15 protein-coding genes are annotated in these 14,703 nt (G+C 66.3%); 1 reads left to right on the forward strand and 14 read right to left on the reverse strand.

Going from position 1 to position 14,703, the window contains the following annotated elements:
• Nucleotides 1-62: 62 nt before the first annotated feature.
• The gene (locus BUB09_RS12830) at nt 63-1,691 is read left to right on the forward strand and encodes an MFS transporter (RefSeq protein ID WP_072898130.1); all 1,629 of its coding nucleotides are present in this window, start codon (nt 63-65) and stop codon (nt 1,689-1,691) included.
• On the opposite strand, the gene BUB09_RS12835 is transcribed toward BUB09_RS12830, so the two are convergent.
• The 14 genes from BUB09_RS12835 to nadA form a co-directional block, all read right to left on the reverse strand.
• Nucleotides 1,688-2,203 carry a M48 metallopeptidase family protein gene (locus BUB09_RS12835; protein ID WP_072898131.1) on the reverse strand — a complete coding sequence of 172 codons (516 nt, stop codon included), beginning with the start codon at nt 2,201-2,203 and terminating at the stop codon, nt 1,688-1,690. The two genes, BUB09_RS12830 and BUB09_RS12835, sit on opposite strands and share 4 nt — an antisense overlap.
• Before the next feature lie 154 nt (nt 2,204-2,357).
• Nucleotides 2,358-3,293, reverse strand: coding sequence for an electron transfer flavoprotein subunit alpha/FixB family protein (locus BUB09_RS12840; RefSeq protein WP_072898132.1), 936 nt, complete (start codon nt 3,291-3,293; stop codon nt 2,358-2,360).
• Nucleotides 3,293-4,039, reverse strand: a complete 747-nt coding sequence (locus tag BUB09_RS12845; RefSeq protein ID WP_072898133.1) for an electron transfer flavoprotein subunit beta/FixA family protein — start codon at nt 4,037-4,039, stop codon at nt 3,293-3,295. The genes BUB09_RS12840 and BUB09_RS12845 overlap by 1 nt, the downstream gene beginning before the upstream one ends.
• A 93-nt stretch (nt 4,040-4,132) precedes the next feature.
• Nucleotides 4,133-5,815 carry an electron transfer flavoprotein-ubiquinone oxidoreductase gene (locus BUB09_RS12850; RefSeq protein ID WP_072898134.1) on the reverse strand — a complete coding sequence of 561 codons (1,683 nt, stop codon included), beginning with the start codon at nt 5,813-5,815 and terminating at the stop codon, nt 4,133-4,135.
• 94 nt (nt 5,816-5,909) lie between these two features.
• The gene (locus tag BUB09_RS12855) at nt 5,910-6,506 is read right to left on the reverse strand and encodes a phosphatidylglycerophosphatase A family protein (RefSeq protein WP_084083417.1); all 597 of its coding nucleotides are present in this window, start codon (nt 6,504-6,506) and stop codon (nt 5,910-5,912) included.
• Nucleotides 6,507-6,528: 22 nt separating this feature from the next.
• The gene (thiL, locus tag BUB09_RS12860; RefSeq protein WP_072898135.1) at nt 6,529-7,494 is read right to left on the reverse strand and encodes a thiamine-phosphate kinase; all 966 of its coding nucleotides are present in this window, start codon (nt 7,492-7,494) and stop codon (nt 6,529-6,531) included.
• A 40-nt stretch (nt 7,495-7,534) separates the two neighbouring features.
• Nucleotides 7,535-7,990, reverse strand: coding sequence for a transcription antitermination factor NusB (gene nusB, locus BUB09_RS12865; protein ID WP_072898136.1), 456 nt, complete (start codon nt 7,988-7,990; stop codon nt 7,535-7,537).
• Nucleotides 7,987-8,484 (reverse strand): 6,7-dimethyl-8-ribityllumazine synthase, encoded by a 498-nt coding sequence (gene ribH, locus BUB09_RS12870; protein WP_072898137.1) that lies wholly within the window; start codon nt 8,482-8,484, stop codon nt 7,987-7,989. Before ribH ends, nusB begins: the two co-directional genes overlap by 4 nt.
• A 52-nt stretch (nt 8,485-8,536) precedes the next feature.
• A complete protein-coding gene (gene ribBA, locus BUB09_RS12875; protein ID WP_072898138.1) occupies nt 8,537-9,706 on the reverse strand; it encodes a bifunctional 3,4-dihydroxy-2-butanone-4-phosphate synthase/GTP cyclohydrolase II in 1,170 nt (389 codons plus the stop codon).
• A 4-nt stretch (nt 9,707-9,710) separates the two neighbouring features.
• Complete coding sequence (locus tag BUB09_RS12880) at nt 9,711-10,346, reverse strand: riboflavin synthase (RefSeq protein WP_072898139.1); 636 nt, start codon at nt 10,344-10,346, stop codon at nt 9,711-9,713.
• On the reverse strand, nt 10,347-11,405 hold the full coding sequence (gene ribD, locus BUB09_RS12885) for a bifunctional diaminohydroxyphosphoribosylaminopyrimidine deaminase/5-amino-6-(5-phosphoribosylamino)uracil reductase RibD (protein WP_072898312.1): 1,059 nt from the start codon (nt 11,403-11,405) through the stop codon (nt 10,347-10,349).
• Nucleotides 11,406-11,459: 54 nt separating this feature from the next.
• A complete protein-coding gene (gene nrdR, locus BUB09_RS12890; protein WP_072898140.1) occupies nt 11,460-11,987 on the reverse strand; it encodes a transcriptional regulator NrdR in 528 nt (175 codons plus the stop codon).
• 24 nt (nt 11,988-12,011) lie between these two features.
• Nucleotides 12,012-13,292: a serine hydroxymethyltransferase gene (glyA, locus tag BUB09_RS12895; RefSeq protein ID WP_072898141.1), complete on the reverse strand. Its 1,281-nt coding sequence runs from the start codon at nt 13,290-13,292 to the stop codon at nt 12,012-12,014.
• A 156-nt stretch (nt 13,293-13,448) separates the two neighbouring features.
• On the reverse strand, nt 13,449-14,546 hold the full coding sequence (gene nadA / locus BUB09_RS12900; protein WP_072898142.1) for a quinolinate synthase NadA: 1,098 nt from the start codon (nt 14,544-14,546) through the stop codon (nt 13,449-13,451).
• Nucleotides 14,547-14,703 lie beyond the last annotated feature (157 nt).

Genomic DNA, 14,703 nt, shown 5'->3' on the forward strand with positions numbered 1-14,703 from the left:
TGCGCACGCGGCTGCACTACCATCGCGCACCACGCCAAAACAGCTTCACAGGAGACGCGGCCATGACCCGCGAAGAGCGCAAGGTAATCGTGGCCTCGTCCCTCGGCACCTTGTTCGAGTGGTACGACTTTTTTCTGTACGGCGCGCTGGCCGCGATCACCAGTCGGCATTTCTTTTCAGCGGTCAACGACACCGCGGCGTTCATCTTTGCGCTGCTGACGTTCTCGGTCGGCTTTGCGGCGCGGCCGTTCGGCGCACTGGTGTTCGGCCGTCTCGGCGATCGCTCCGGACGCAAGCGCACGTTCCTGATCACGATCCTGGCGATGGGCCTGTCGACGGTGCTGGTCGGCTGTCTGCCGTCGTACGCGAGCATCGGCATCGCAGCACCGATCCTGTTGATCGGCTTGCGGCTGCTGCAAGGCCTGGCCTTGGGCGGCGAGTACGGCGGTGCGGCGATCTACGTGGCCGAACACGCACCGCCGGGCCGGCGCGGCTACTACACGAGCTGGATCCAGACGATGGCCGCGCTGGGCTTGCTGCTGTCGCTGGGCGTGATCGCCGCCGTGCGCGCGCTGCTGGGCGAAGCCGCCTTCGCCGACTGGGGCTGGCGCATTCCGTTCCTGCTCTCCGCAGCGCTGCTCGGCGTATCGGTCTGGGTGCGGCTGTCGCTGGACGAGTCGCCGGTATTCCAGAAGATGAAGGACGAAGGCCGTCTGTCGAAGTCACCGCTGCGCGAAGCGTATGGCCAGTGGCGCTATTTGAAGCGCGCGTTCGCCGCGCTGTTCGGCATCATCGCCGGGCAGGCGACGCTATGGTACGCAAGCCAGTTCTACTCGCTGTATTTCCTGACGCAGACGCTGAAGGTCGACGGCCTGACCGCCAACCTGCTACTCGGCATCGCGGTTGCGCTGGCGGCGCCGCTGAATCTGCTGTTCGGCGCGCTGTCGGACCGCGTCGGTCGCAAGCCGCTGATCGTCGGCGGCTGCGCGTTGGCGGCGCTGTTGTATTTCCCGATCTTCCAAGGGCTGACGCATTACGCCAATCCGACGCTGGAAGCGGCGCAGCAGCGCGCGCCGGTGCAAGTGATCGCCGACGCGCAGCAGTGCTCGTTCCAGTTCAACCCGGTCGGCGCCGCCGCGTTTCGAAGCTCCTGCGATATCGCCAAGGCGGTGCTCGCGCGTCACAGCGTCAGCTACGACAACCTCGACGCCGCGCCTGGCAGCACCGCGCGCGTGCGCATCGGTGCGGTCGAGATCAACAGCTTCGAAGGCAGCGCGATCGATGAAGCCACATTCAAGCAGCGCAGCGCGGCGTTCGACGCCGAGTTGGTAGCGGCGATCCGCGCGGCGGGTTATCCGACCCAAGCCGATCCGGCGCAGATCAACCACGTGATGATCGTGCTGCTGTTGCTGGCGCTCGGCACACTGTCGGCGATGACCTATGCGCCGGTGGCCGCAACGATGGTCGAGCTATTTCCATCGCGGATCCGGTACACCGCGATGTCGATCCCGTATCACGCCGGCAATGGCTGGATCGGCGGCCTGCTGCCGCCGATGGCATTCGCACTGGTTGCCGCCAGCGGCAGCGGTTACGCCGGGCTGTGGTATCCGCTGACGTTTGCGATCGTCACCGTCGTCGTCGGCGCGCTGATGCTGCCCGAGACATATCGCGTCGACATCGCCGCCGACTAATCCGGCGCGGGCGCGGCGCCGAGCTGGCGCTGATGCCAGACCAGATACAAGCGCAGGTCGAACTCGATCTGGTGATAGTCCGGCAGCATGTGGCAGCACAGCGAGTAAAACGCCTTGCCGTGATCGAACTCGCGCAAGTGCGCCAATTCGTGGACGACGACCATCTCCAGGAATTCAGGCGGCGCATCCTTGAAGAACGAGGCGATGCGGATTTCGCGGCTGGCCTTGAGCCGTCCGCCTTGCACGCGCGATATCGCGGTGTTCAAGCCCAGGATGGTGCGCGCCGCATCGAGCCGATTCTGGAACACCACCTTGTTCGGTGACGGCGCCGACCGCAGGTACTGCTGCTTGATCGCCATCGCGTAGTCGTACAGCGCCTTGTCGCTGCGGATTTGATGGCGGCCGGGATAACGCTGCTGCAGATAGCCGTCGAGCCGCTGGCCATCAATCAGCTCGCGCACTTGCTGCTGCAAGCCCGGCGGATACGCAGCGAAATAGCGCAAAGGGTCCATCGCGCGATTATGCCGCGCGCATCGTCGGCCGATGATGCGTGTCGTGACGCACTGCCGTCACGGCCCCACCGTCGGGCACAAAAAAACGGCGGCCTAAACGGCCGCCGTTACTGACTGCATCAGCGCGGCGTTGCCGCCGCGCTGCGTGTTGCGATTACAGCTTGCCTTCCAGCTCCGGCACCGCCGTGAACAGATCGGCGACGAGGCCGAAGTCGGCCACTTCGAAGATCGGCGCTTCGGCGTCCTTGTTGATCGCCACGATCGTGCGCGCGTCCTTGATACCGGCCAAGTGCTGGATCGCACCGGAGATACCGGCGGCGACGTACAGCTCAGGGGCGATGATCTTGCCGGTCTGGCCGACCTGCATGTCGTTGGGCACGTAGCCGGAGTCGACGGCGGCGCGCGATGCACCAACAGCAGCGCCCATCTTGTCGGCGAGGCTGTAGATGATCTTGAACGCGTCGCTGGAACCCAGCGCACGACCGCCCGACACCACGCGAGCCGCAGCCTGCAGGTCGGGACGCTCGCTCTTCTGTGCTTCGAGCTTGACGAAGCGCGTGTGCGACGGCAGCGCGGCGCTGCTGCTGGCCGATTCGATCGCGGCGTTGGCGCTGCTGCCGACGGCCGTGAACGAGGCCAGACGCACCGTGGCGACGATCGCCGGCGCGGCCGGGGCCTCGACGGTGACGATCGCGTTGCCGGCGTAGGTCGGACGATCGAAGCTGGTCGGGCTGTGCGCGACCATGATGTCCGACACCTGCTGCACGCCGAGCCTGGCGGCGACGCGCGGCGCGGTGTCCTTGCCAAACGCGGTGCCCGGGAACAGCACGTGGCTGTAGCCGGCGGCCAATTCGACGATCTGCGGCGCGTAGACGGCGGCCAGCGGGTTGGCGTTGGCGGCGCTTTCGATCTTCAGCACCTTGGTGACGCCGTCGAGCTTGGCGGCGTCGGCGGCAGCGGCCGACACGTCGGCGCCGAACAGCGCGACCGTGATGTCGCCCTTGATCTGGGCGGCGGCGGCAACGACCTTGGCCGTGCCGGAGTTCAGCTTGCCGTCGGAGATTTCACCGATGACGAGAATCTTGCTCATTAGACGAGCCCCTTGGACTTGAGTGCGGAAACCAGTTCATCAACCGTCTTGACCATGATGCCCTTGCTGCGCTTGGGCGGAGCCGAGGTCTTGCTGATCGTCAGCGCGGCGCCCTTTTCGACACCCAGGTCGGCGAAGGTGACCGTTTCGATCGGCTTCTTCTTCGCCTTCATGATGTCCGGCAGCTTCAGGTAGCGCGGCTCGTTCAGACGCAGGTCGGTGGTGATCACCGCCGGCAGATCGACTTCCAGCGTTTCCAGACCGGCGTCGACTTCACGCGTGACCACGGCCTTGCCGCCATCGAGTTCGACCTTGGACGCGAACGTCGCCTGGGCGATGTCGAGCAGCGCAGCGACCATCTGGCCGGTCTGGTTGGCGTCGTCGTCGATCGCCTGCTTGCCCGCGAAGAACACCTGCGCGCCTTCCTTCTTCAGCGCAGCGGCAAACGCACGCGCGGCCGTCAGCGGCTGCACGTCGCCTTCTTCCTTGATGTGGATCGCGCGATCCGCACCGAACGCCAGCGCCGAGCGCAGCGTTTCTTCGTTCTTGGCGCCACCGATCGTGATCGCGACGATCTCGGTCAGTTTGCCTTTCTCTTTCAGACGAACCGCTTCTTCCATTGCGATTTCGTCGAACGGATTCATCGAATGTTTGACGCCTTCGGTGATGACACCCGAGCCGTCAGACTTCACCTGTACGCGGACGTTGTAGTCCACCACTCGCTTGACGCTGACCAGTGCTTTCATTCGCTCTCTCGTTTCACTGCTAATCGAAAAAATGATGGCTGACCATCGAGGCGGAGCATCCCTTGCCGCCGCACCCGATGGTCTGGCTCGTTGCTACATGTTCGGGTAGTTGGGCCCGCCGTTGCCCTCGGGCGCGACCCAGGTGATGTTCTGGGACGGGTCCTTGATATCGCAAGTCTTGCAGTGCACGCAGTTCTGCGCATTGATCTGGAAGCGCTTGTCGCCGGTCGCCGCGGTCACTACCTCGTAGACGCCGGCCGGGCAGTAGCGCTGCGCCGGCTCGTCGTACAGCGGCAGATTGCGGCCGATCGGGATCGACGGATCCTTCAAGCGCAGATGCACCGGCTGGTCTTCTTCGTGGTTGGTGCTCGACAGGAACACCGACGACAGCTTGTCGAAGCTCAGCTTTCCGTCCGGCTTGGGGTAGACGATCTTCTGCGACTGCGCGGCCGGCTTCAGCGTTTCGTGGTCCTTCTTCAGGTCACGGAAGTGCCACGGCGCCTTGCCGCCGAAGATGTTCTGCTCGATCCAGTTGATCGTGCCGCCGATCAGCGCGCCGAACTTGTGCAGTACCGCGCCGAAGTTGCGGCTGCGGTACAACTCGTCGTACAGCCAACTGGCCTTGAACTTTTCCGGGTAGCCGTTGAGCACGTCGCCACCTTCGGAGCCGGCGAGCAGGCGCTCGGCGACCGCTTCGGCGGCGAGCATGCCCGACTTCATCGCCGTGTGGCTGCCCTTGATCTTGGAGTAGTTCAGCATGCCGGCGTCGTCGCCGATCAGCGCACCGCCCGGGAACACCAGCTTGGGCAGCGCGTCGAGGCCGCCCTTGACCAGTGCGCGAGCGCCGTAGGACAGGCGCTTGCCGCCTTCGAGGTACTTGGCGATCACCGGGTGGTGCTTGAAGCGCTGGAACTCGTCAAACGGCGACAGGAACGGGTTGCTGTACGACAGGTCGACGATCAGGCCGACGACGACCTGGTTGTTTTCCAGGTGGTACAGGAACGAGCCACCGGTGGCTTCGGTGCCGAAAGCCTGCAGCGGCCAGCCAGCGCCGTGCACGACCAAGCCCTTCTCGTGCTTGGCCGGGTCGATTTCCCACAGTTCCTTCAGGCCGATGCCGTAGTGCTGCGGCGCGTCCTTGCTCTCCAGCTGGTACTGCTGGATCAGGCGCTTGCCGAGGTGGCCGCGGCAGCCTTCGGAGAACAGCGTGTACTTGGCGCGCAGCTCCATGCCCGGCGCGTAGACGCCGTCCTTGGGCTTGCCGTCGTGGCCAACGCCCAGATCGCCGATCTGCACGCCGCGGACGACGTTCTGTTCGTCGATCAGCACTTCCTGCGCGGCGAAGCCAGGGTAGATCTCCACGCCCAGGCTTTCGGCCTGCTGCGCCAGCCAGCGGCACAGGTTGCCCAGCGAGATCACGTAGTTGCCCTCGTTGTGCATCGGCGAGGGGATCATGAAGTTCAGGAACTTGAACGACTTCTGCGGGCTGTAGAACAGGTGCAGTTCGTCGCGGACCACGGGCGCGTTCAGCGGCGCGCCGAGCTCTTTCCAATTCGGGAACAGCTCATTGAGCGCGCGCGGCTCGAACACGGCGCCCGACAGGATATGCGCGCCGACTTCGGAGCCTTTCTCGACGACGCAGACGCTGATTTCGGCGCCTTTTTCGGCGGCGATCTGTTTGAGTTTGCAGGCCGCTGCCAGTCCCGACGGACCGGCGCCGACGATCAGCACGTCGTATTCCATCACGTCCCGCTCAACGGGCGTCTCTACCGACATTCGATGACTCCAAGGTGGATTCGTAAGACTGGGGCGGCCCGATCGGGCCGTGGACCTGGCTGAATCCGCAATTCTGCCAGCCGCAGGTCAACCATTATCCCACTGCGACGACGCTGCGGCCAAGCGTTCCAGCGCAGGCCATCGCGAATGCGAGCACGGCGCCGGCCATCACGCCGGCCAGACCGTCGTCGAGCATCACGCCCAGGCCGCCGTGGACCTGCCGGTCGAGCCATCCGATCGGCCAGGGCTTGAGGATGTCGAACACGCGAAACAGCACAAACGCCAGCGGCAACCAGGCCAGCACCGACAGGCTCAGGTACGGCAGCGCGTAAACCAGCGGCGCAGCGGTGATCAGAAACCCGACAATCTCGTCGAACACGAACCCTGGGTAATCGCTGACCTGCAGCAGCCGCGCGCTCTCGCCGGTGGCCCAGCAGCCGAACGCGAACAGCAGCAGGCACAGGCCCGCGTAGTACGGCCAGCTCAGCGCCGACATCAGCAGGAACAACGGCACGGCGGCCAGCGTGCCCCAGGTGCCCGGCGCGTGACGCGCCAGGCCCGAGCCGAAGCCGAAGCTGATCAGATGCACCGGCGTGGTCATGATCAGGCGAACCGGCGGCGGCGGAATCGCGTCGAGCTTGTCGCGCTGGCGCTGCTGGCTGTTGCGGGCGGCATGTTTCAACGGGGGCATCCTCGGGTCGGCGCGGCGGGCGTCATGGAAAGTGACGATAACCAGCCTCGGTGAATCGCAACGGCGCGCCGTTGCCGTCATATACGGAAAAGCCGCGCGTCTGGACGATTTCACCGATGTCGGTCAGCGACAGGCCCAGCGTGGCGGCGGCCTGCTGCGCGGCGATCCAACGCGACGCCGGCACGGTCAGGCACAGCTCGTAATCGTCGCCGCCGGCGATTTGCAGCCGCTGTCGGGCGTCAGCATCGGGCTCGGCGATCAGCAGCTCGGCCGACGTCGGCAGTCGCGCGGCCTGGATCGCCGCGCCGACGCCGCTGGCGTCCAGCACATGGCCCAGATCGGCGGCCAGACCATCGGACAGGTCGATCGCCGCGTGGGCCAGGTCGCGCAGCGCCAAACCCAGCGCCAGTCGCGGACTCGGTCGGTCGAGCCGCGCACGCAACCGGCGCTGGCCCTCGCCGACGACGGCGTCGCCGCGCTGCCACTGACGCAGCGCCGCCGCCGCATCGCCCAGCGTGCCGCTGACCGCGATCCGGTCGCCCGGCCGGGCGCCGCTGCGCCGCAATGCGCGGCCGGCCGGCACCTCGCCGATGGCGGTGATCGTCACCGACAGCGGGCCGCGCGTGGTGTCGCCGCCGACCAAGGCCACGTCTGCGTCGGCGGCCAGTGCTTGCAGGCCAGCGGCGAAGCCCGCCAGCCATGGGCGATCAACGTCGGGCAGCGTCAGCGCCAGCGTGAACCAGCGCGCTCGCGCGCCCATCGCGGCCAGGTCGGACAGATTCACGGCCAGCGCCTTCCAGCCGATGTCGAACGGCGCGGTATCGACCGGAAAGTGCCGGCCGGCGATCAGCGTGTCGCTGGTCACCGCCAGCAGGTGGCCGGCCGCCGGCGCGAGCAGCGCCGCATCGTCGCCGATGCCGAGCACAACATTGGGCCGCGCCGGCGACAGCGGCGCGAAATAGCAGCGGATCAGCTCGAATTCGTCCATGCCCGGCGCGAATATCGCAGCGGCGCGTGGCCGGACGGCGTCAGTAGCCGGCGCCGATCTCGGCGCCGCGCGCATCGCGCGCCAGCTTGTCGAGCACGCCGTTGACGAACTTGTAGCCTTCTTCGGCGCCGAAGATCTTGGCGAGGTTGACCGCCTCGTTGACCACGACCTTCCACGGCACTTCGATCTTGTACTTCAGCTCATAGGCGCCCAGCAGCAGCACCGCGTGCTCGACCGGGTCGAGCTGGTTCAGCGGCCGGTCCAGATGCGGCACCAGCATCATCGTCAGCTCGGCGGCTTGGTCGACGACGCCTTTGAGCAGTTCGTTGAAGTATTCGCCGTCGGCGCGACCCAAGCCTTCGGGCTGCTCGCGGAACTGCTTGAGCATGCTCTCGGGGTGGGTTTCGTTGACCAGCCACTGGTACAGCGCCTGCACCGTCAGCCGGCGGGCCAGCCCGCGGCGGCTCTGCGAACCCTGGTAGGCCTGTTCGCTCATGCCAGGCTCCGCGCCAGGCGCAACATGTCGAGCACGGCGGCGGCCGCCTCGTAGCCCTTGTTGGTGCGACCGGGGCCGGCCCGATCATGGGCCTGCTGCACGGTGTTGACCGTCAGCACGCCGAACGCCACCGGCTTGCCGTGCGTCAGCTGCACGCTCATCAAGCCGCGCGCGCATTCGCCGGCCACGTATTCGAAGTGCGGCGTATCACCGCGGATCACGGCACCGAGCACGACCACCGCGTCGAACTGCCCCGACGCCAGGATGCGGTCGGCGGCCAGCGGCAACTCGTAGGCACCGGGCGCACGGAATTCGCGGATATGGCCGTCGGTGACGCCCCAGTCGGCGAGGCAGGCGCGGGCGCCGGCCAACAGCGGGTCGACGATGTCGGTGTTCCACTGCGTGGCGCAGATCGCGATGCGGGTGCTGGCGAACTCGCCGTCGGCAGTCGGGGCGGGCGCCGAATAGCCGGTCTTCCCTGAGATGGTGGTCATTGAGCAGCGGGTTCCAAAGAGCGTCAAAAAGCGGTTGCAGCCGGCAACGATATCAGTCGCAAGGTACGTATTCGACGATTTCCAGGCCGAAGCCCGAAATCGCATGCATGCGCTTGGGCGCGGACAGCACGCGCAGCTTGCGCACGCCCAGGTCGGCCAGGATCTGCGCACCGATGCCGTAGGTCCGCAGAATCTGCGGGTCGGCAGCGACCGACAACGGCTCGGGCTCGGGCGCGCTGCCCTTGTGCAGACCGACGATCTGCTGCACCAGCTCGCGCGGCGATTCGGGCTTACGCAGCAGCACGACGACGCCATGGCCTTCTTCGGCGACGCGCTTGAGCGCGCGGCGCAGCGGCCAGCCGAAGTGCTCGTTTTCGACGGTCAGCACGTCAGCCAGCGTGTTGCGCAGATGCACGCGCACCAGCGTCGGCGCGCCCGGCTTGACCTGGCCCTTGACCAGCGCCAGGTGCACCGTGTTGTCGACCGTGTCCTGGAAGGTCACCAGCCGGAACTCGCCGAATTCGGTCTTGACCGTGGTTTCGGCGACGCGCTCGACCGTGTGCTCGTTGTCGAGGCGGTAGCGGATCAGATCGGCGATCGTGCCGATCTTCAAATCATGCTCGCGAGCGAACACTTCGAGGTCGGGACGGCGCGCCATCGTGCCGTCCTCGTTGAGGATTTCGCAGATCACCGCTGCCGGCTCCAAGCCGGCAAGGCGGCCGAGGTCGCAGCCGGCCTCGGTGTGGCCGGCGCGCGCCAGCACGCCGCCCGGCTGGGCGGTCAGCGGGAAGATATGCCCGGGCTGCACCAGGTCCTGCGGCTGGGCGTCGCGCTTGACCGCGGTGCGGATCGTGTGAGCACGGTCGAAGGCCGAGATGCCGGTGGTCACGCCGGTGGCCGCTTCGATCGACACCGTGAACGCGGTGGCGAACTGGGTGCCGTTGTCGGTGACCATCGGCGGCAGACGCAGCTGCTTGCAGCGCTGCTCGGTCAGCGTCAGGCAGATCAAGCCGCGAGCGTAGCGGGCCATGAAGTTGATGTCTTCGGGGCGCACCTTTTCGGCGGCCATCACGATATCGCCTTCGTTCTCGCGGTCTTCGTCGTCCATCAGCACGACCATCTTGCCGGCCTTGAAGTCCGCGATGATTTCTTCGACTGAGTTCAATGCGCGGCTGCGCAGCGACTCGTTGGCCGGGCTCAGCGTCTTGACGTCTGCGTTCATGGTGTTAGTCCTGGCGCGCGTTCGTCGCGGCCGTTGAGTAATCCTCGCCCCGTGCGGCGAGAAGGCGTTCGAGATAGCGGGCGATCAGGTCGACTTCGAGGTTGACCGCATCGCCGGCTGCCAGCTCGCCGAGCGTGGTGTGCGTCATCGTCTGCGGGATGATGTTAACGCCAAAGCGCCGACCCTCGACTTCGTTCACGGTCAGGCTGACGCCGTTGATCGTGATCGATCCCTTGCGGGCGATATAACGCGCCAGCTCGGCCGGCACTTCGAACAGCATGCGCCAGCTACGGGCATCTTCGTGTCGTTCGATCAGACGACCGACGCCGTCGACATGGCCCGACACCATGTGGCCGCCGAGCGGCTTGTGCGCGGTCAGCGCTTTTTCAAGGTTGATGCCCTGCCCTTCAACCCATTGCCCGGACGTCGTCGCACCCAGCGTTTCGCCGGACAGATCGGCGTCGAAGCCTTGTTCGTACAGCTTGACCGCGGTCAGGCAGATGCCGTTGCAGGCGATGCTGTCGCCCAGGCCGATGCCGCGCAGATAGCCGTCGGTGGATTCGAAACGCATCCGACGGTCGCCGCCGATGGATTCGATGCGCGCGATGCGGCCGATCGATTCGATGATGCCGGTGAACATCTAGGTCTCCTGCAGTACCGCGGTGATTTTCAGGTCGGGGCCGATCTGGCGGACGTCGGTGTAACGCAGCGCGATGCGCTGATCGAGCGTGTCCAGGCCCGGCAGCGAGGCCAGGCCGCGCGCCTGGTCGCCCAGCAGCGACGGCGCCAGATACAGCACCAGTTCGTCGACCAGGCCGGAGCGCAGCATTACGCCCGCGAACCGCGATCCGGATTCGACCAGCACGTGATTGACACCGGCAGCGCCCAACCCCGCCAGTGCGGCGCCGAGGTCGAGATGCCCGTCGGCCGTGGTGGCCACAGGCAGTACGTCGACATCGGCAGGACGCTGCATGGGCTCGACGCCGCACAGCCACAGCCGCCGCGCGCCGGGCGCCCAGACGCGCGCCGACGCGGCGACGCGGGCCTGAGAGTCGAGCACGATCCGGTCAGGCTGGCGCGCGGTGGCGACAGGCGCGCGGACGCTGAGCTGCGGGTCGTCGGCAAGCACGGTCGCGCTGGTGGTCAGCACGGCGCCGGCTTCGGCGCGAAGCCGGTGCACATCGGCGCGCGCAGCCTCGCTGGTGATCCATTGCGACTGACCGCTGGCCATCGCCGTGCGGCCGTCGAGGCTGGCGCCGAGCTTGAGCGTGACGAACGGCCGGCCGCGTTCCATCCGCGACAGGAAGCCGCGGTTCAAGCGGCGCGCCGAGGCTTCAAGCAAGCCGGTTTCGACGGCGATGCCAGCGGCTTCGAGCGCGGCGACACCGCGTCCGGCGACCAGCGGATTGGGATCGAGCATCGCCACGACCACGCGCGCCGGCTGCGCGGCGATCAGCGCGTCGGCACAGGGCGGCGTGCGGCCCTGATGCGAGCAGGGTTCGAGCGTCACGTAGACGGTTGCGCCGCGCACGGCAGCACCAGCGGCACGCAGCGCATGAACTTCGGCGTGCGGCTCGCCGGCCTTCTGGTGCCAGCCCTCACCGACGATGCGGCCGTCGCGGACGATCACGCAGCCGACGCGCGGATTCGGGAACGTGGTCAGCCGGCCGAGCGCGGCCCATTGCAGCGCGCGCGCCATGCAGGCGGCATCGGTCAGCGGGGCGGCAAGCAACGGGTCGACCACGGCCCGGCCCTAGACCGGACGCTTGCGGACGACTTTGTCGGCGGCTTCGATCAGCGGCAACTGGCTTTTGCGCTGCTCGGGTGTCGGCAGCGTCTGCAAGCGTTCGATTTCTTCGCGGAACGCGTTGACGTCCTCGAAGCTGCGGTAGATCGACGCAAAGCGCACATAGGCGACATGGTCGAGGTCGCGCAATTCGTCCATCACCCATTCGCCGACCTGGCGCGAAGGCACTTCGCGCTCGCCGGTCGCCCGCATCTTGCGCATCACGTTTTCGATCGCGTGATCGACCATTTCGGGCGTCACCGGCCGCTTGTAGATCGCGTGTTCGATGCCCTGGCGCAGCTTGTCTTCGCGGAACGGCTCCGGGTCACCGCTGCGCTTGATCACGTTGGGCGTCGACAACTGCGCCTTTTCAAACGTGGTGAAGCGCCCGAAGCAGACCGGGCATTCGCGGCGCCGCCGTACCTGCGATCCGTCCTCGGCCATGCGCGAGTCGATCACGCGCGTGTCGGGGGCTTTGCAGAACGGGCATTGCATGGCGGCGCCGCGTCGGTCGGCGGGCTAGCCCGGCCGCGCTCCGTAGACTGGGAAGCGGCTGCACAGCGCTGCCACTTCACCGCGGACGCGGGTAACGGCGGCCTCGACGTCGCCACCAGCCGACATCGTGTCGACCAGATCGGCGATCCAGGTCGCGACCTGCTTCATCTCGGCTTCCTTGAAGCCGCGCGTCGTGCTTGCGGGCGAGCCCAAACGCAGGCCGCTGGTGACGAACGGCGACTTCGGATCGTTGGGCACCGAGTTCTTGTTGGCCGTGATGTGCGCGCGGCCGATCACCGCTTCAGCGTCCTTGCCGGTGACGTTCTTGGCGATCAGGTCGAGCAGGAACAAGTGATTGTCGGTGCCGCCGGAAATCACCTTGTAGCCGCGTTCGATGAACACGCTGGCCATCGCGCGGGCGTTGGCGACGACCTGCTGCTGGTAGGCCTTGAAGCCGGGTTCCAGCGCTTCCTTGAACGCCACCGCCTTGGCGGCGATCACGTGCATCAGCGGGCCGCCCTGGATGCCGGGGAACACCGCCGACTGGAACTTCTTGTAGAAGTCTTCGCCCTGGCCCTTCGACAGGATGATGCCGCCGCGCGGGCCGCGCAGCGTCTTGTGCGTGGTGCTGGTAACCACGTGCGCATGCGGCAGCGGGCTCGGGTAGACGCCGGCCGCGACCAGGCCGGCGATGTGCGCCATGTCGACCCAGAAGTAGGCGCCGACCTTGTCAGCGATCGCGCGCATCCGCGCCCAGTCCTTGACGCGCGAATAGGCGGAAAACCCGCCGATCAGCAGCTTGGGCCGGGTTTCGAGCGCGATACGCTCCATCTCGTCGTAGTCGATCAGACCGGTTTCGGTGTTCAGGCCGTACGGGACGATCTTGTAGTGCTTGCCGGAGAAATTGGCCGGGTTGCCGTGCGTCAGATGGCCGCCCTGAGCCAGGTTCATGCCCATCACGGTGTCGCCGGGGCTGACCAGCGCCAGGAACACCGCGGCATTGGCCTGCGCGCCGGAGTGCGGCTGCACGTTGGCGTAGTCGCAGTCGAACACCTGCTTGAGCCGGTCGATCGCCAACTGCTCGGCGATGTCGACGTGCTCGCAGCCGCCGTAATAGCGCTTGCCCGGATAGCCTTCGGCGTATTTGTTGGTGAGGCTCGAGCCCTGCGCTTCCATGACCGCGGGGCTGGCGTAGTTTTCGGACGCGATCAGCTCGATGTGCGCTTCCTGGCGCGCGCTCTCGGCCGCGATCACGGCGGCGAGTTCAGGGTCGAACTGGGCGATGCTGGGGGCGTTGGTCCACATATCGGGCGCTTCTTCTCTTCGGTCTCATTGTGTTTCCCCTCCCCTTTTGGAAGAGGGGCCTGGGGTTAAGGCCTTTCAGATACGAACCTGGGTTCAAAGCTGAAAATCCCTCACCCGGCCCTTCGGGCCACCCTCTCCCAAGGGAGAGGGCAAAAACTAGTCAACCACTTCCAACATCAGATTCAGGGCCTTGCGCGCCGGTTCGGCGACCGCTTCGGGTACGCGGATGCGATTAACGACGTTGCCGGCCACCAGATTGTCGAGGCACCAGGCCAAGTGCTGCGGGTCGGTGCGGAACATCGTCGAGCACATGCACACAGTCGGGCTCATGAACTGCACCGTGACGCCGCGCGGCTTCATCTCGTCGGCAAGGCGGTTGACCAGGTTCAGCTCGGTGCCGATCAGCCAGTGCGTGCCCGGCTCGGACGCCCGCACGGTGCGCAGGATGTACTCGGTGCTGCCGACGAAATCGCTCTTCTGGCAGACCTCGTAGGCGTTCTCGGGGTGGCTGATGACCAAGCCGTTGGGCTGGGCCTTGCGGAAGTTGTCGATGTGCGCCGGCTGGAACATCTGGTGCACCGAGCAGAAGCCTTTCCACAGGATCATCCGCGCGTTCTTGATCTGCTCGTCGGTCAGGCCGCCACGCGGCTTCATGAAGTCCCAGGTGACCATCTGGTCGAGCGGGATGCCCATCTTCAGGCCCGTGTTGCGGCCCAGGTGCTGGTCGGGGAAGAACAGCACCTTCTCGCGCCGAGCAAAGCTCCATTCGAGCACGGCACGGGCATTGGAGCTGGTGCAGACGATGCCGCCGTGGCTGCCGCAGAACGCCTTCAGGTCGGCCGCCGAATTGATGTAGGTAACCGGCGTGACGTGCTCGTCCGGGTCGAGCAACGTGCTGATCTCGTCCCAGCACTTGCGCACCTTGACCAGGTTGGCCATGTCGGCCATCGAACAACCCGCCGCGAGATCCGGAAGGATCACGCTGCGCTGGCCGAAGGTCAGCACGTCGGCGACTTCGGCCATGAAATGCACGCCGCAGAAGACGATGAACTCGGCGTCGGAATCAGCCGCCAGCTGCGACAGTTTCAGCGAATCGCCAGTGAAATCGGCGTGCTTGAACACTTCGTTGCGCTGGTAATGGTGGCCGAGAATCGCCAGCCGTTTGCCCAGGATCGCCTTGGCTGCCGTGATGCGGGCATCGCATTCGCGGTCGTCCATCAGGCTGAATTGGTCGATTTTCAGTGCGGCAGACATGCCTAATCCCGGCGGGGAGCGGACGCGGATTCTACTGCATTGCGACGGCCCGGCAGCGTCCGAGGGCATCGCAATCGGCGATCGGCTCCAGCGGAAAAGCCACTGAGGCCGGTGGCGTCGTGGTCAATCCGGGTCGAACACGACAGTGGGTTCAGCT

The organism is Hydrocarboniphaga daqingensis (assembly GCF_900129825.1).
GTDB classification, from domain to species: Bacteria; Pseudomonadota; Gammaproteobacteria; order Nevskiales; family Nevskiaceae; genus Hydrocarboniphaga; species Hydrocarboniphaga daqingensis.